The organism is Rhizobium album (genome assembly GCF_003122325.1).
GTDB lineage: Bacteria > Pseudomonadota > Alphaproteobacteria > Rhizobiales > Rhizobiaceae > Metarhizobium > Metarhizobium album.
This window is the reverse complement of record NZ_QFBC01000001.1, coordinates 664938-682038: the sequence shown is the minus strand read 5'-3', so window position 1 is coordinate 682038 and position 17101 is coordinate 664938. Positions and strand designations below refer to the sequence as shown.

The following is a 17101-nucleotide window of genomic DNA, read 5'->3' as shown; positions in this document are numbered from 1 at the left end:
CCGGTTGTTAGCATGGCAGATAGCATGATGGCCATCGGGCCGCTTTGGAGAAGTTGAACTTGCAGAACATGACGGAAGCCGAGCTGATATCTCAGAGCAGCGTCCAGCCGATGGAACTATCCCTCGTCGTGCCGATCTTCAACGAGGAAGAAAGTGTCGGCCCCCTGATCGATCGCATCTGCGAGGCGATGAAAGATTACCCGCATCGCTGGGAACTGGTGCTCGTCGACGACGGCAGCGCCGATGCGACGCTCCTCAATGCCCGCAAATATGTCGAGCGCCCGGACCTCGACCTGAAAATCGTCGAGCTGCAGCGCAACTTCGGCCAGACCGCCGCCATGCAGGCCGGCATTGACACCGCCCGCGGCCGGCTCATCGCCACGCTCGACGGCGACCTGCAGAACGATCCCAAGGACATTCCGAGCATGGTGGAGGCGCTGGAAGCCCGCGAACTCGACCTGCTCGTCGGTTGGCGCAAGAACCGTCAGGACGGTCTGTTCCTGCGCAAGATCCCGTCCTGGTGCGCCAACTATCTCATCGGCCGCATCACCGGCGTCAAGCTGCACGACTACGGCTGCAGCCTGAAGATCTACCGCGCCTCGATCATCAAGCAGGTCAAGCTGATGGGCGAGATGCACCGCTTCATCCCCGCCTGGGTGGCCGGCGTCGTGCCGAGCTCGCGCATCGGGGAAATGCCCGTCACCCACCATGCACGCCAGCACGGCGTATCGAAATACGGGATCTCGCGGACCTTCCGCGTCATCCTCGACCTGCTGTCCGTGATGTTCTTCATGCGCTACAAGGCGCGGCCGGGACATTTTTTCGGATCGCTCGGCCTCGGCACCGGATTCCTGAGCGTCCTGATCCTGCTTTATCTCTTTGTTGACAAATTCATCTTTGGTAACGACATCGGTGGCAGGCCGATGCTGATCGTCGGTGTCATGTTGTTCCTCTCGTCGGTGCAGCTTGTCACGACAGGCATCCTCGCCGAGATGATCGCCCGAACCTATTTCCAGGCCGATGAAACACCAAACTACATTATCCGTACAACCTTCCGACGGCAGGATTGACGTGGCGGCTTTGCTTCAAAGGCGGCCGAACCTCGTCCTCGTTCTGCTCGCAGGTTATTTTCTGCTCAATCTCATCGTCCGGCTATCGCTGCCGGACTCGCTGGAGATTGACGAAGCGGAGCAGATTTTTGTCTCGCAATGGCTGGCGCTCGGCTACGACACCCAGCCGCCTTTCTACAACTGGCTGCAATACGGGGTAATCGCCCTTTTCGGCGTCTCGATCCCGGCCATCGCCGTCTTCAAGAACCTCGTTCTTTTCTCCTTTTATGCCTTTTACTGGTTTGCCGCCCGACAGGTTCTGCAGAGCCGCCAACTGGCCATCATCGCCGTGCTTGGCTTGTTGACCATTCCCCAGGTCGTCTATGAATCGCAGCGGGATCTGACGCACACCGTCGGCGCCATCTTCTGCGCCAGCATGTTCCTCTACGGTTTTCTCAGGACGCTGCGGGCGCCGACGATCTTCAGTTATGCGCTAACGGGTCTGGCGATCGGCTGCGGCCTGATCGCCAAGTACAATTTCGCCCTTCTGACCAGCGCCGCCCTGATCGCCGTGCTGCTCGATCCCGACCTGCGCAAGCGCCTGTTCGACTGGCGGCTGCTGGTGACGGCGGTGATCGCCCTTACCGTCGTCACGCCACATTCCTTGTGGCTCTTCGACAATCTGGAACTGGCCTCGGCCCGCACGCTGGAAAAGATGCAGGGCACCACTGACACCAGCATCTTCCTGCAGATCCCAAAAGGGTTCCTCTCCTACGTCCTCGCCCTGCTGGGTTTCGGCGCCCTCACCTTCTTCTGCTTCTGGCTGACCTTCAAGGAAGCGCTGATCAAGAGCCTGACGGCGCAGAGCCAGTGGACGCGGCTGATCGGCCGCATCCTTGCCATGGTACTCGGCTTTATCGTGCTGCTGATCCTGTTTGCCGATGCCGAAAACATCAAGGACCGCTGGCTGACGCCCTTCCTGATCCTGCTGCCGCTCTATTTCGCGCTGAAGCTGGAAGCGGCCGGCAATGTTCCGGACAACGCCTTGAAGCGTTTCCTGCCGATCGCCTTCATCATCATGGCGATCGTGCCGCTCGTGCTGTTCTCGCGCTCCAAGGTGGCCTACCTGACGGGTTATTACGAGAAGCTGAACGTGCCTTATGCCGCCTTTACCCAGACGCTGGCCGACGAAATCGGCAAAACCCCGGCAATCGTGATTGCCGGCGACCCGCATCTCGGCGGTAACATTAGGCTGCACATGCCTGATGTGCCGATCGATACGCTGTTCTATCCCGGTTACAAGCCGGCCTACGAATGGACAGCGGATCACCCCATCGTCTTTGCCTGGCGCCGTCGCGGCGAACCGGATCCGGCACCACCGGAAGACCTGAGCAACTGGCTGAAGACCATCGCCGGGCCGGATGCCAGGATCGAAGCGAAGGACGTGGCGCTCCCTTACATTAACGGCCGGCCGGGCGATCTTTATCATTTCAGCTATGCGGTGGTTTATCCGAAAGCCGGATAGGCAAGGCCGACAGTGTCGAAAAGAAAAACAAAGCCGGCGCGCGACATTCGGGCGCCGGCTTTGTTTTGCCGGCCGCGTGCCGGCTTCCGGCCCCGATTGAAAGGCGGATGGATTTCGGATACCAACAGGGCGTCATAATAAGCGCCTGGCACCGGCTTCACCGGCTGATCGGACCAGGAACAATACGAAAAACTTTCAGAGCGAGTACGTCAAAACATGTCAGACCAAACGAAGGCCGCGGAAGACGCGTCTGCCGCCCTGCCGCCGCGTATCGAAATCCTGCTCGTCGGCATGAACGGCGATCTTCGCGGCAAGCAGATCCCGATCGACGCGGAAAAGAAGGTCTGGGATGGTTCCGTCCGCCTGCCTTCGTCGACGCAGTCGCTCGACATCTGGGGCGACGACAACGACGACATCACCGGCCTGTCGCTGACGATCGGCGATCCGGACGGCGTCTGCATCGCCGACAGGCGCTCGCATGTGCCGATGCCCTGGGCGCCGGCGGGCTCCTCGCAGGTTCTGGCAACCATGTACGAACTCGACGGCACGCCGAGCTTCATGGATCCGCGCGCGATCCTGGCCTCCGTCCTGAAGAAATACGACGACCGCGGCCTGACGCCGGTCGTCGCCACCGAACTCGAATTTTACGTCGTCGAGGACGACTGGCGCGAGACCGGCAAGCCGACGCCGCCGAAGAGGCTGACGTACAAGGGCGAGCCGAACGGCTACCAGCTCTACGACATGTCGGCGGTCGATGCGCTGGATTCCTACCTGCAGACCGTACGCGCCTGGGCCAAGGCACAGGACCTGCCCGCCGACGCCACCACGGCGGAATTCGGCCCCGGCCAGTTCGAGATCAACCTGCTGCACCGTCCCGACGCGCTTGCCGCTGCCGACGACTGCATCTACCTGAAGCGCATTGCCGAACAGGCGGCGCGCAAGCACGGGCTGAAATCGACCTGCATGGCGAAACCCTACGCCAACCATGCCGGCTCCGGCCTGCACGTGCATGCCAGCATCATCGACAAGTCCGGCAAGAACGTTCTCGATGCCAAGGGCGGCGATCCGGTCAAGCTCAAGTCGGTTTGCGCCGGCATGCTGAACTCCATGCGCGACGCACAGCTGATCTTCGCGCCCTTCGCCAATTCCTATCGCCGCTTCCAGCCCGGTTCCTTCGCGCCGGTCGACCTGACCTGGGGTTTTGGCCATCGCGGCACGGCGATCCGCATTCCTGACAAGGACGGCCCGGCCGCCCGCGTCGAACATCGCGTCGCCGGCGCCGATGCCAATCCGCACCTGCTGCTGGCCGCCATTCTCGGCGGCATGCTGCTCGGCCTTGACGAAGACCTCGACCCCGGCCCGGCGACCGAGCCCGGCACCGTGGTCGAGGCCAAGCGGCTGACGCATGACTTCCTTACCGCCGTCGAAGAATTCTCCTCCTCGGCCTTCATCGCCGATGTTTTTGGCGAGAGCTATCGCAAGCTCTACGGCGATACCAAGCGCAAGGAAGCCATCACCTACCTGCGCACCGTGTCGGATTTCGACTACCAGACCTATCTGCCGCGCATCTGATCACGGCTTGGGCTCCGATGCGGGAAGAACCGCCGCCATGCGCTCGATCAAGGTCGGCACGGGCGGCGGGTCGCCGACCAGCACCTTCAGTTCGCCGGGGTGCAGGCGCAGCGACACGTCGGTCTCCATCGGCAGCAACTCGCCGTCGATGACACAATTGCTCCGACCCTTCGCATCCGGGAAATGCAGGTCGAGCGCCTGCACCGCCATGGCGGTCACGGCATAGTTCTCCTTCAGCCGGCCACGCATGATATCGAAAACCAGCCGGGCAACGCCGGCGGGCTTCAGCGGCTGTGTGGTGTAGAAGCCCAGTTGCCCGCCGGTCAGGTCATCGGCAAAAAGAAGCGGATCGCGGCCGAACTCGTTGTTGGAGACGGAGATCGCCGACACCTTGCGACGCTCGATGACGCCATCGACGGAAAACTCCATCTCGAACTCCGGCGGATTAAAAACCACGCCGATGGATGCCCGGACATTCGCAGAAATCTTGCCCATGCGGGAAGCGTAGGAGATCGTGTTGCGGAAACGCACCATGCGGGCGTGCAGGCCGGCAGAGAACTGGTGGATGAAGGGACGCCCGTTGGCGCTGCCGATATCGACATTCTCGATCCGCCCGTGCGCCAGCGTTTCCAGCACGGCGTGGATATCCAGCGGCAATTTCAGCGACCGGGCAAACAGGTTCATCGTTCCCGCCGGAATGACGCCGAGCGCGATGCCGTTGCGCCAGGCGATCGCCGCGGCCGCCGAGATCGTGCCGTCGCCGCCGCCGGCAATAAAACCGTCGAGATCGCCGCGCTCCGCGGCCTTTTCCATCACCTCGACGATGTCCTTGCCGGACACGACCACACATCCGAAATCGTGCCCCGCCTGCCGGAAGATGTTTTCCGCCATCTCTTCGTAGGCAGCCATGTCGGTTGTCTTGAAGGTCCCGCCATCCCGGTTGAGAATCGCCATCAGCTTCATGTTCGACGTCGGCCTCCGCTGGGAATAAGTGCGCGCTGTAAACGATCCGCTGAACAAATAGTTGCTCGCTTCGATGATTCACAGGAGACCGGCGGGAAAATTTGATGCCATCGACTTATGGTGATGGTGCGGTTTGCACACAGTGTGAAGAAAATCATATTGCAGTGCAAAATTTCGCCCTCGACGGAGGGCGCCGATTATAGGATATATGGGCAGAATTGCTTTGTCAGACTTACTTCTCGATCCCGGCGCCATCGCCCGGTCGATATCGTTGTGCGGCCTCCCAACGCACACCGGTCGGCCTGAACGGATCCCTTGAGGCCAACATGACCGAATTTGCTGCCGCCGAGCGTTCTTCGCCGGAAACCTACATCGATTCATCCGCGTCCGTCGCGCCCGCACAATTGCCCCGTCTTGCCATCATCCTGATCGAACTGGCGCTGGCCGTCGGCGGCTTCGGGATCGGCACCGGCGAGTTTGCGATCATGGGTCTCCTGCCCGATGTCGCCACGACCTTCTCGGTGACGACGCCGCAGGCGGGCTATGTCATCAGCGCCTATGCGCTCGGCGTCGTGGTCGGCGCGCCGGTGATTGCCGTGGCGGCTGCGCGCATGTCGCGGCGCAACCTGCTCCTGATGCTGATGTCGATCTTCGCCATCGGCAACATCCTCAGCGCCATCGCCCCGAACTTCGAATCCTTCACGCTGCTGCGCTTCATCACCGGCCTGCCGCACGGCGCCTATTTCGGCGTCGCCGCCCTCGTTGCGGCCTCGATGGCACCGCTGCACAAGCGGGCGAGTGCCGTCGGGCGCGTCATGCTCGGCTTGACCACGGCAACGCTGATCGGCACGCCGATCGCGACCTTCTTCGGCCAGGCACTGAGCTGGCGCGTTGCCTTCCTCGCCGTCGGCGCCATCGGCGTGCTCACGGTCGCGCTGATCTTCATCTACCTGCCGAAGGACAAGGTTTCCGAAGGCGCCAGCTTTACGCGCGAACTCGGCGCCTTCCGCCGCACGCAGGTCTGGCTGACGCTCGGCATCGCCGCCGTGGGTTACGGCGGCATGTTCGCCGTCTTCAGCTACATCGCCTCGACGGCAACGCAGGTGGCGATGATGCCCGAGAGCATGGTGTCAGTCATCATGGCGCTGTTCGGCGTAGGCATGATCACCGGCAATCTGGTGGGCGGCAAGCTCGGCGAATATTCGCTGATGGGCACGATCGGCGGCTCGATCCTCTACAATATCGTCGTCTTGACGGTGTTCTCACTGACGGCCAGCAACCCGTTCATGCTGTGCCTGTGCGTCTATCTGGTCGGTTGCGGTTTTGCCGCTGGCCCGGCCATCCAGACACGGCTGATGGACGTCGCCGCCGATGCCCAGACGCTTGCCGCGGCGTCCAACCATTCCGCCTTCAACATCGCCAATGCGCTCGGCGCCTGGCTCGGCGGCCTCGTCATCACCTGGGGCTACGGCTTTGCCGCGACCGGCTATGTCGGCGCCTTGCTGTCCGTTGCAGGACTTGGCGTGTTTGCCGTATCCTATCTGCTGGACCGCGGGGCCAGACGCGCCTGACAATCCCGGTTTGTACGATATCGGCCTTGTTCCCGCGGGAACCGGGCCGATGCCGGGCTCTGGTAGAAATGGTGTCGGCACGATCATCCGGCTCCTCCCGAGCCGGGCATCGTGCCTCTCGATTTCGCAACCGGAGAATGAAATGCCGTCCTTTATCGAAACGATCGTTACATCCCGCGCGTTCGGCTATCTCGCCCGAACGGTGCTGACCTTCATCTTCTGGTCGAGCGGGATCGCAAAAATTCTCGATTTCAACGCCGCGACGGCCGAGATGGCGCATTTCGGCCTGACCCCGCCCGCAGCAGTCGCAATCGCCGTCATCTTCGTGCAGCTGATCGGCTCGGCGCTCGTCATCGCCAACCGCTGGACATGGATCGGCGCCGGCATGCTGGCGGTCTTCACCGCCCTGACCATCCCGATCGCCCATACATTCTGGACGATGGAAGAGCCGCTCAGGACGCTGGAATTCTACTTTGTCATGGAACACATCACGGTGATCGGCGCGTTGATGGTCGTCACCTGGAAGTCGGCTCGCTGACTGCTGGACAACGCAATACGCCGCCTGGTTTTGCCGGGCGGCGTCTTCGCATTGTATGTTGCTCTTGCGGATATCTGGCGCGTTTCGTTTCCGGTCGATGCGCGCCCTTACAGCCGTCAGGCCTGTAGCACGACGACCCGGCCGCCGACCTTGACGCGTTCGTAGAGGTCGATCACATCGTGATTGAGCATGCGCACGCAGCCGCTCGAGACAGCCATGCCGATCGACCAAGGCTGATTGGTGCCATGGATGCGGAACATGGTGTCGTTGCCGCCCTGATAGAGATAGATGGCGCGGGCGCCGAGAGGGTTGTTAAGTCCGGGCTCCATGCCGCCGGCAAAACGGCGGTTGCGCGGATCGCGGCGCATCATGTTGCCGGTCGGCGTCCAGGTCGGCCATTCGCCCTTGCGGCCGATATATGCGCTGCCGCGCAGCGCATATCCGTTGCGGCCGACACCGATGCCGTAGCGCATCGCCCTGCCGTCGCCGAGCACGTAATAGAGGCGGCGCGCCGGCGTATCGACCACCACCGTTCCGGCGGGATAACCGGCATCATAGGCGACTTCCTGGCGGCGCAGTTCCGGCTTGACCTTGTCGAGCGGCATCGCCTTCAGCGGGAATTGTTCATCCGGCCGGGAACCGTAGTTGCTGGCGTGGTTCGTACCGTTCGTGGTGCAACCCGCAAGAAATGCGGAGAAACCGAGCAACAGGCCGCGGCGGGAGATCGACATCTGGGCTTTCCTTAAATTCCGGTTGATATGCCGCAACTTAAGGAAAGTATGGTTAACAATGGTTTAAGCCTGAGCCATCGGATTAACCTGTGGCGCTTTTTCAAGGCATTCGAGCCCTGCCCGGCAGCAGTCACCCGTCCGCGCCGCCCCTTTGGAGAACGGCGCGAAGGCGGCGTCACATGTTCGGATAGACCGGCCCTTCACCACCCTGCGGCGGCACCCAGTTGATGTTCTGGTTGGGGTCCTTGATGTCGCAGGTCTTGCAGTGGACGCAGTTCTGCGCATTGATGACGTAAACGTCCTTGCCGTCCTTCTCCACCCATTCGTAGACCCCGGCGGGACAGTAACGCGTCGAGGGACCGGCATAGATGTCGTGTTCGGACGTCTTCTGCAGGTCCGGATTCTTGACCTGCAAATGGATCGGCTGGTCTTCCTCGTGGTTGGTGTTCGACAGGAACACCGAAGACAAACGGTCGAAGGTCAACACGCCGTCCGGCTTCGGATAGTCGATCTTCTTGTGCTTCGAAGCCGGCTCCAGCGACGCCGCATCGGTCTTGCCGTGCTTCAGCGTGCCGAAGAAGGAAAAGCCGAACAGCTGGTTCGTCCACATGTCGAGGCCGCCCAGCGCAATGCCGATGCCGGTGCCGAACTTCGACCACAGCGGCTTGACGTTGCGCACCCGCTTCAGGTCGGTGCCGATCGCCGTTGCGCGCCATTCGTTCTCGATCTCGACGGGCTCGTCATTGGCGCGGCCGCTCGCAATCGCCTCGGCGATCTTGTCGGCGGCGAGCATGCCCGAGAGAACTGCATTGTGGCTGCCCTTGATGCGCGGCACGTTGACGAAACCGGCCGAGCAGCCGATGAGCGCGCCGCCCGGGAAGGAGAGCTTCGGAACCGACTGGTAGCCGCCTTCGGTAATGGCGCGGGCGCCGTAGGAAAGCCGCTTGCCGCCCTCGAACGTATCGCGGATCGCCGGATGCGTCTTGAAGCGCTGGAACTCCTCGAACGGATAGAGGTAGGGATTCTTGTAATTGAGGTGCAGCACGAAACCGACCGCAACGAGATTGTCTTCCAGGTGATACAGGAACGAACCGCCGCCGGTCTTCATGTCGAGCGGCCAGCCGAAGGAGTGCTGCACCAGGCCCGGCTTGTGATGCTCGGGCTTCACCTGCCAGAGTTCCTTGATTCCGATGCCGAATTTTTGCGGCTCGCGATCCTTTTGGAGATCGTATTTGGCGATCAGCTGCTTGGCGATCGAACCGCGCACACCCTCGCCGATCAGCACGTATTTGCCGAGAAGCGCCATGCCGCGGGTATAGTTCGGGCCGGGTTCGCCATTGCGCTCGATGCCCATGTCGCCGGTGGCGACGCCGATCACCGCGCCTTCATCATTGTAGAGCACCTCCGATGCGGCAAAGCCCGGATAGATCTCGACGCCGAGTGCTTCCGCATGGGCGCCGAGCCACCGACAGACGTTTCCGAGCGAGACGATGTAGTTGCCGTGGTTGTTCATCAGCGGCGGCATGGCGAAGTTCGGCAGGCGAATGGAGCCGGCCGGACCGAGGAAGAGGAAATGGTCGGCCGTCACTTCGGTCTTGAACGGATGGTCGGCCTCTTCACGCCAACCGGGCAGCAGCTTGTCGACGCCGATCGGATCGACGACGGCGCCGGACAGGATATGGGCGCCGACTTCCGATCCCTTTTCCAGGACGACGACGGAAAGATCGGGATTGATCTGCTTCAGACGGATCGCCGCCGAGAGGCCCGCCGGCCCGGCACCGACGATGACGACGTCGAACTCCATCGACTCGCGTTCCGGAAGCTCAAACGTCTCGCTCATCAAACTCTCTCCATCTGCCGGGCGTCCCCACGCCCGTTTCTTTATCTCTTGTCAAAACACAGCGCGTTTGTCGAGCATCGATACGATACCTGCGGTCCAATTGTACATCTGCATAACAATTTTTCTTCGCAATGCACAACGAACCCTTGCATGAAAGACCGGCTTGCCTTTCCCGCCCCAGGAGGGATACCGGTATCGGCACGGGACTTCGCGTCCGGACGCGACATGATTACCCTCAGAAAGACGACGATGACATCCTATACACCAACACAACTCTTCGAAACCCTGCGGTCTTTCGACACGGAGATCGGGCTCGTCGGTCCGGACGAACTGGCCAATCGGGATCCCGGTGAACATCCGCAGAATTTTGAGGCTGGGGTTATGGCGTTTCCGGCGACGACGGAAGCGGTTGCGAGGCTGGTCTCCTGGTGCGGCCGCGAAAACGTGGCGATCGTGCCGCAAGGCGGCCGCACGGGGCTTGTCGGCGGCAATATCAGCCGGCCGGGGGAATTGATCATCTCGACGGCGCGGCTTTCGGCCATCGACATGCTGGACCCTGCCGAACGCACCGCCGTGGCGCAGGCCGGCGTAACCTTGCAGGCGCTGCAGGAGGCTGCGGGACGGCATGGGCTGACCACCGGCGTCGACCTGCCGTCGCGCGGCACCGCGACGATCGGTGGCATGGTCTCGACCAATGCCGGCGGCATCCTTGCCTTCCGCAACGGCGTCATGCGCCACCAGGTGCTGGGGCTCGAGGCCGTCATGCCGAACGGCGAGATCTTTCGCGACCTGACGCGGGTGGTGAAGGTCAGCGCCGGGCCGGACCTCAAGCATCTGTTCATCGGCGGCGAAGGCGCCTTCGGCATCGTGACGCGCGTGGCCCTCAAGCTCGAAAGCCGGCGCGCGGCGCGGGCGACGGCTCTGATCGGCGTTGCGAACGCCGAAGCGGCACTTTCCGTGATCGGCCATTTCCGCGACCTGCCGTTTGCGCTGCTGGAGGGTGCCGAACTGATGTGGCAGCGCTTCATCCGCGACAGCGCCGAAACCTTCGGTTTAGACCTCGGCTGGCTGGAGCCGGAGACCGCCGCCGTCCTGTTGATCGAGGTTTCCGCCGAGAGCGTGGCCGTGGCGACCGAGGCGCTCGAAAGCGGACTGGAGGAACTCTGGGGACCGGCCGGTCTGACGGGCGGCATCGTCGCGCAATCGCTCGACCAGGCCCGCCGTTTCTGGCAACTGCGCGAGGAATCGCATTTCATCTACCGTTTCCACCCCGGCGCCCCGTCCTTCGACGTCTCGGTTCCGCCGCGTCATCTCGACGATTATGTCGCCGGCTTGCGGGCGCGACTGAAAACGATCGATCCGGCCTACGACGCCTACGTCTACGGCCATATCGCCGACGGCAACCTGCATCTGTCGATCGCCAATGTCGATACATCGGCAGCCGACCACCTCTTGCCCATCGAAGACGCGGTCTACACAGGCGTAACGGAGACAGGCGGCAGCTTTTCGGCGGAGCATGGCGTCGGCATCGAAAAACGCCATGCCTACCAGACCTTCTGCCATCCGGAAAAACAGGCGCTGGCGCGGCAGCTCAAGGCGCTGCTCGACCCAAAAGGCCTGTTCAATCCGGGCAAGGTTCCTTTCTGACACTTCCAGCGACAGAGGATTTCACCATGAATCTCGGCATCCAGGGCAAACGCGCCGTCGTGCTTGCCTCCTCCCGCGGCCTCGGACGCGGCATCGCCATGGCGCTTGCGCGCGAAGGCGCCCATGTCCTGCTCTGCGGCCGCAACGGCGACCGCCTGGCGGCAAACTGCAAGGAGATCAACCAGTTGGGCCAAGGCAAGGCAGACTGGGTCTGGGCCGATCTCGGTGACACGGAATTCGTGCCGACCATGGAGAAGGCCATCGCAGACAAGCTCGGTGGCGTCGATATCCTGGTCAACAACAGCGGCGGGCCGACGCCCGGCACCACCGAAGACATGAGCGAAGACAAGCTCATCACCTATTTTCATTCGATGGTGCTGCAGATCATCAACCTGACCAACCGGTTGCTGCCGGGCATGAAGGAACAAGGCTGGGGCCGCATCCTCACCGTCGCTTCCTCCGGTGTGATCGAGCCGATCGGCGGGCTGGCGCTCTCCAACACCCTGCGGCCGGCGCTGGCAGGTTGGTCGAAAACATTGTCGACCGAGGTTGCCGGTTACGGTATCACGTCGAACCTGCTCCTGCCGGGCAGCATTCATACCGACCGTCTGGACGAGTTGGACAATGCCGTTGCGAAAAGAACCGGCCGCAGCCTCGAGGACATTCGCAGGTCCTCCGCAAAAGAGATTCCGGCCGGTCGGTATGGCCGTGTCGAGGAATTCGCCGCGGTCGCCGCTTTCCTCTGCAGCGAACCGGCAAGCTACGTCACCGGCAGCATGGTCCGTTGCGACGGGGGCGCAGCGCATTCACTCTGACAACACATGAAAAATCCTGTGCGGAACGAAACCGCGCAGGATTGCTTTTGCGTAGACCTACTTGCGGCGATAGACGAGAACCATGTCATGGCCGCCCAGAAGCCGCAGGCTGTCGTCTTCCATCCAGTTGGCGCTGGTCGGTCCGTTCTTGGCGTCCGGCTTGCCGTCCTTGTCGACGCAGTTCTGGATCTTGATGGCGCCCTGATCGTCGGCTTCCCAACCACACTTGGCCAGGAAAACATCCGGCGATGCCATGAACTGGATAGTGTCCTCGGTGAAATCGACGGTCGATGCCGCGAGCATCTCGACCATCTGCTTCACTTTTTCATCGTCCTTGCCGTTCTCGACGAGAACAGCCAGCGTGGCATCCTTGTCCATCGCCCAATTCCCAACGGGCGATTCCTGAGCCATGGCAACGGACGACAGAAAGCAGGCAGCAGCAGCGATAGCAACAAGCTTCATAACGGTACTCCCAGTATGTGGCTGACGATGCCGCACTTATAATACCGCCATGACAAATAGGGAGACCGTTACTGGATAGGCTTAAAAATAGTTTGGCGTCGATACTTGGGGAGAAAGGACAATCGTTGGACTAAAACGTCTCGGAGATCCGCGGAAGCGCCTTGAGAAACTCGTCGCGGGCCTCCCTGCCGGCATACTCTTCGGTATCTTTCGCATTGACCTCAAGCCGGGCGAAGATCACGCGGCGCTCGTCCCGCATCGCCCAGCCGACGAACCAGCCGATCGGGCGGCTCCTGTCGATCTTGCCGCTTTTGGTCTTCATCCAGCCGCTACCGGTCTTGCCCTGCACATCCCAATCCGCGGCCGCAAAATGCGGCAGGATTGCCTGCGTCATGTCCATCGCATGTTCGGAGACCGGCAGTTCGCCCCTGAGGAAACGCCGCAGGAATGCCACCTGCTCTTCCGGAGAAATTTTTAGCGACGACATCAGCCAGGCATGCGTCAGGCCATTCTTCTTGCCCGCATCGCCGCTGACATCGCGGTTGCCGTAGTTGAAACGCTGCACGTAGTCACCGAACTTGCTTTCGCCGAGACGCCGCGTCAATTCCTGGGAATACCAGACGATCGAATCCTTCTCCCATATGGTCGGATTGGTCGCCTTCTGCTCGCGCTTCGATCCGGCGAATTCGGGCTTGTAGTCCCATAGCGGATTTTGTGCATCGATGAGCACGCCTGCATCGTAACCCATGATGGCCAAAGGCAATTTGAAGCTGGACATCGGGCTGAACGCCTTGTCGCAAATGCCTTCACGATGGAGGACGTCGCCGCTCACCTCGTCGACGATCAATGTGCACTCGATCCTGCCCGGCTCCTTCGCCGCCAGATCGGCTATATTCAGGGCTGACCCGGCAAGGAACAAAGCGGCAAAGAGGCGGAATTTTCTGGTCATGGCGATCTCCGTTCGGTTGGATGACCGGTTTCTAGCGTCTCTTGCCGCGACACGACAAACGATGATATTTTCGGCGAGACATGAATTTAATTTGGGCATTGTCATGGTTCGACCATATTTGCCGCTCAACGCGCTGCGCGCTTTCGAGGCATCGGCGCGGCATCTGAGTTTTACCCGCGCCGCCATCGAGCTTTGCGTCACGCAAGCGGCCGTCAGCCACCAGGTGAAGCTCCTGGAACAACGGCTCGGCACCTTGCTTTTCCGCCGGTTGCCGCGCGGGTTGATGATCACGGACGAAGGCATGGCACTGCTGCCGACGCTGCAGGAGTCCTTCAACCGGATGGCCGACATGCTCGATCGCTTCGAGGGCGGCCACCTGCGCGATGTCCTGACGGTCGGCGCCGTGGGCACGCTGGCAGTCGGCTGGCTGCTGCCGCGGCTTGCCGATTTCCGCGAAAAATACCCGTTCATCGACATCCGGCTTTCGACCAACAACAACCGCGTCGACATCGCCGCCGAAGGACTGGATTATGCCATCCGGTTCGGCAGCGGCGCATGGCACGATACCGATGCGGAGGCCCTGTTCGAAGCGCCGCTTTCGGTGTTGTGCATCCCGGCGCTCGCCGCCCAGTTGCGAACGCCCGAAGACCTGACCCGCCAGACGCTGCTGCGCTCCTATCGTGCCGACGAGTGGCCGAGCTGGTTCGAAGCCGCCCGCATCGAGCCGCCGGCGATCCGCGGCCTGGTTTTCGACTCTTCCGTCATCATGATGGAGGCGGCCTTGCAGGGCGCAGGCGTGGCATTGGCCCCGCCCTTGATGTTTTCCCGGCACCTGGCCGCCGGATGGGTAGAGCAGCCCTTCCCCATATACGTCTCGAAGGGCCGCTACTGGCTCACCCGGCTCAAATCCCGGCATGTGAGCACGGCGATGGAGGCGTTCCGCAGCTGGATCGCCGCCATGGCCGAGCAGACACGCGGGAGCGGCAACGCATTGCCCGGCTGAACAAAGGCAACGCTTGCCATCGCCGCCTCTTCATGCCAAAGACGCCCCCCTCCTCACCCCGGCCCGGCTCATATCCGGCCGGCGCCTCCGGGCCACCACCAACGAAAATGACAGTTTGAAAGGGCGCAGACATGGCTGGCGCACTGGGTCTCGATTTTGGAACGACCAACACAGTTCTGGCGCTTGGCGACGGCGGCTCCGGCACCCGTTCCATGACCTTCACCAGCAGCGCCGGCGTCAGCGACAGCATGCGCACCGCCCTGTCCTTTCTCAAGGACAAGGCGACTGTCGTGAAGACGGAAGCCGGGCGGGCGGCGATCCAGCAATTCATCGACAATCCCGGCGACTGTCGTTTCCTGCAATCGATCAAGACCTTTGCCGCCAGCGCCCTGTTCCAGGGCACGCTCGTCTTCGCCAAACGCTATAGTTTCGAAGACCTGATGGAGGTGTTCCTGCAGCGGCTGAAATCCTATGCCGGGACGGAATGGCGCAGCGATGTCTCCCGCCTCGTCGTCGGCCGCCCGGTGAGTTTTGCCGGCGCCAACCCGGACGAGGCCTTGGCCATGACCCGTTACAACAACGCATTGGTGAGGCTTGGCCTCCCCGAAATCCACTACGTCTACGAACCGGTGGCCGCCGCCTTCTATTTCGCGCAAAACCTCAAGGCCGACGCCACCGTACTGGTCGCCGATTTCGGCGGCGGCACGACGGACTATTCGCTGATCCGCTTCGAAACGCATGCAGGCCGCCTGACCGCCACGCCGGTCGGCCATTCCGGCGTCGGCGTTGCCGGCGACCAGTTCGATTCGCGCATCGTCGACAACATCGTCGCGCCGCGCATCGGCAAGGGCAGCCATTTCAAGAGTTTCGACAAGGTTCTGGAGGTGCCGAGCGGCTATTACGCCAATTTCAGCCGCTGGAACCAGCTTTCGGTGTTCAAGACATCGAAGGAATTCGCCGATCTTAAAAAGCTGGTGCGCTCCAGCCTGGAACCGGAAAAGCTCGAAACCTTCATCGACCTGATCGAGCACGACGAGGGATATCCGCTCTATCAGGGCGTTTCGGCGACCAAGATGGCGCTGTCGCAAAACGAAGAAGCAGAGTTCAATTTCCCGCCGCTCGGCCGGGACGGCAATTCCACGGTGCGGCGGGCCGACTTCGAAAACTGGATCGCCGCCGATCTGGCGCGCATCGAGCAAGCGCTGGACGAGGTGCTGGCCAAGACCGATACCCGGGCCGGCGAGATCGACAAGGTCTTCCTCACCGGCGGCACATCCTTCGTGCCGGCCGTCCGGCGGCTGTTCACCGAACGCTTCGAAGCCAGCCGCATCGAAAGCGGTGGCGAGTTGCTGTCGATCGCCCATGGCCTGGCGCTGATCGGCGAGCGCAGCGATATCGCGCAGTGGACGGCCTGACCGGAGGCGCCCGTCAGCGCATCCCGGCCTTTCCCGGCGGGTCGGGATGCGGTAAACACGGATGATGATCGCTGCCCAAGACCTGACCGCCGCCGAGCTTGCCGCCCTGCTGCATTTCCATGCCGATGCCGGTGTCGACTGGATGCTGGAAGAGCAGGCCGTCGATCGTTTTCAGGAATTCGCGGCTGCCCGGCAAGCGCGCCAAGCGCATGCCCCTGTGTCGCAGACGCCGTCACAGGCCTCCTCCACCAACAGGATGGAGGGCCGCACGACCGCCGCAAGTCGCGACAAAGCGGCCCAGCCTGTCGCCCGGGAGCGCCCGCTCTCGGCCCCGCCGGCTATCCCCGACGACCAGGCCATTGCCCAGGCACGGTTTGCGGCGGAAAGCGCCCAATCGCTGGAAGAGCTGCGCACGGCCCTGGAAAATTTCAACGGCTGCAATCTCAAGAGCACGGCGCGCAGCACGATTTTCGCCAGGGGCGACGCGTCGAACGGCCTTGCCATCGTCGGGCCGATGCCGAATGCCGACGACGATCGCGACGGCGAACCTTTTGCCGGCCGCGCCGGCCAGCTTCTCGATCGCATGCTGGCATCGATCGGGCTGAACAGGGACAAGGTGTTTCTCACCAATATCCTGCCGTGGCGCCCCCCCGGCAACCGCATGCCTTCCCAGCCGGAGATGGACATCTGCCGGCCGTTCATCGAGCAGCAACTTGCGCTAGCCAAGCCTCGCGCCGTGCTTCTGCTCGGCAATTTCAGCGCCCGGTTCTTCTTCGGCGGCAGCGAGACGATCCATGCCGTGCGCGGTCAATGGCGAGAGATTTCAATCGGTTCGCTCATCGTTCCGGCAATTGCCAGCCTGCATCCACAGGAACTGCTGACAGCACCGATCAACAAGCGGCTCGCATGGGCGGATCTTCAGGCATTCCGGGGACGCGCCGGCGAACTGCTTAAATAAATATCAACATTAAAAATATATGAAAAAAGCCATGCAATTCCTGCATGACAGCCGCCCGCTTCG

The 17101-nt window shown here is 62.0% G+C and carries 15 protein-coding genes; 10 read left to right on the top strand and 5 right to left on the bottom strand.

From position 1 onward, the window contains the following. Positions 1–68 precede the first annotated feature (68 nt). From DEM27_RS03350 to DEM27_RS03335, 3 genes are all read left to right on the top strand, one after another. Entirely contained in the window at positions 69–1070 is a 1002-nt protein-coding gene (locus tag DEM27_RS03350) for a glycosyltransferase family 2 protein (RefSeq protein ID WP_109456932.1), read from the top strand. Position 1071: 1 nt separating this feature from the next. Then, a complete protein-coding gene (locus tag DEM27_RS03345; protein ID WP_165823332.1) occupies positions 1072–2574 on the top strand; it encodes an ArnT family glycosyltransferase in 1503 nt (500 codons plus the stop codon). A gap of 216 nt (positions 2575–2790) precedes the next feature. Then, positions 2791–4146 (top strand): glutamine synthetase family protein, encoded by a 1356-nt coding sequence (locus tag DEM27_RS03335; protein WP_109456740.1) that lies wholly within the window; start codon positions 2791–2793, stop codon positions 4144–4146. Here the strand turns inward: DEM27_RS03335 and DEM27_RS03330 are convergent, their stop codons facing one another. Further along, a complete protein-coding gene (locus tag DEM27_RS03330; RefSeq protein ID WP_109456739.1) occupies positions 4147–5109 on the bottom strand; it encodes a diacylglycerol/lipid kinase family protein in 963 nt (320 codons plus the stop codon). A gap of 326 nt (positions 5110–5435) precedes the next feature. Between DEM27_RS03330 and DEM27_RS03325 the strand changes: the two genes are divergently transcribed. Both DEM27_RS03325 and DEM27_RS03320 read left to right on the top strand, forming a co-directional pair. Continuing rightward, positions 5436–6680: an MFS transporter gene (locus tag DEM27_RS03325; protein ID WP_109456738.1), complete on the top strand. Its 1245-nt coding sequence runs from the start codon at positions 5436–5438 to the stop codon at positions 6678–6680. Between the two features lie 142 nt (positions 6681–6822). Next, positions 6823–7218: a DoxX family protein gene (locus DEM27_RS03320; RefSeq protein WP_109456737.1), complete on the top strand. Its 396-nt coding sequence runs from the start codon at positions 6823–6825 to the stop codon at positions 7216–7218. 116 nt (positions 7219–7334) lie between these two features. On the opposite strand, the gene DEM27_RS03315 is transcribed toward DEM27_RS03320, so the two are convergent. Both DEM27_RS03315 and DEM27_RS03310 read right to left on the bottom strand, forming a co-directional pair. Continuing rightward, positions 7335–7949 carry a L,D-transpeptidase gene (locus DEM27_RS03315; protein ID WP_109456736.1) on the bottom strand — a complete coding sequence of 205 codons (615 nt, stop codon included), beginning with the start codon at positions 7947–7949 and terminating at the stop codon, positions 7335–7337. Between the two features lie 175 nt (positions 7950–8124). Further along, positions 8125–9789, bottom strand: a complete 1665-nt coding sequence (locus DEM27_RS03310) for an electron transfer flavoprotein-ubiquinone oxidoreductase (protein WP_109456735.1) — start codon at positions 9787–9789, stop codon at positions 8125–8127. 225 nt (positions 9790–10014) lie between these two features. Here DEM27_RS03310 and DEM27_RS03305 point away from each other — a divergent pair, with 225 nt between their 5' ends. Next, complete coding sequence (locus tag DEM27_RS03305; RefSeq protein ID WP_245445626.1) at positions 10015–11436, top strand: FAD-binding oxidoreductase; 1422 nt, start codon at positions 10015–10017, stop codon at positions 11434–11436. A gap of 26 nt (positions 11437–11462) precedes the next feature. Then, complete coding sequence (locus DEM27_RS03300) at positions 11463–12251, top strand: SDR family oxidoreductase (RefSeq protein WP_109456733.1); 789 nt, start codon at positions 11463–11465, stop codon at positions 12249–12251. Between the two features lie 57 nt (positions 12252–12308). On the opposite strand, the gene DEM27_RS03295 is transcribed toward DEM27_RS03300, so the two are convergent. Together DEM27_RS03295 and blaOXA are read right to left on the bottom strand one after the other, a co-directional pair. After that, the gene (locus DEM27_RS03295; RefSeq protein ID WP_109456732.1) at positions 12309–12713 is read right to left on the bottom strand and encodes a hypothetical protein; all 405 of its coding nucleotides are present in this window, start codon (positions 12711–12713) and stop codon (positions 12309–12311) included. Positions 12714–12843: 130 nt separating this feature from the next. Next, positions 12844–13662: a class D beta-lactamase gene (gene blaOXA / locus DEM27_RS03290; protein ID WP_109456731.1), complete on the bottom strand. Its 819-nt coding sequence runs from the start codon at positions 13660–13662 to the stop codon at positions 12844–12846. A gap of 103 nt (positions 13663–13765) precedes the next feature. Between blaOXA and DEM27_RS03285 the strand changes: the two genes are divergently transcribed. The 3 genes from DEM27_RS03285 to DEM27_RS03275 all read left to right on the top strand — a co-directional run bounded on the left by DEM27_RS03285 (position 13766) and on the right by DEM27_RS03275 (position 17038). Continuing rightward, the gene (locus DEM27_RS03285; protein ID WP_109456730.1) at positions 13766–14665 is read left to right on the top strand and encodes a LysR family transcriptional regulator; all 900 of its coding nucleotides are present in this window, start codon (positions 13766–13768) and stop codon (positions 14663–14665) included. Between the two features lie 131 nt (positions 14666–14796). Continuing rightward, positions 14797–16080, top strand: a complete 1284-nt coding sequence (locus tag DEM27_RS03280) for an Hsp70 family protein (RefSeq protein ID WP_109456729.1) — start codon at positions 14797–14799, stop codon at positions 16078–16080. A gap of 64 nt (positions 16081–16144) precedes the next feature. Next, a complete protein-coding gene (locus DEM27_RS03275) occupies positions 16145–17038 on the top strand; it encodes a uracil-DNA glycosylase (RefSeq protein WP_109456931.1) in 894 nt (297 codons plus the stop codon). Positions 17039–17101: the final 63 nt, after the last annotated feature.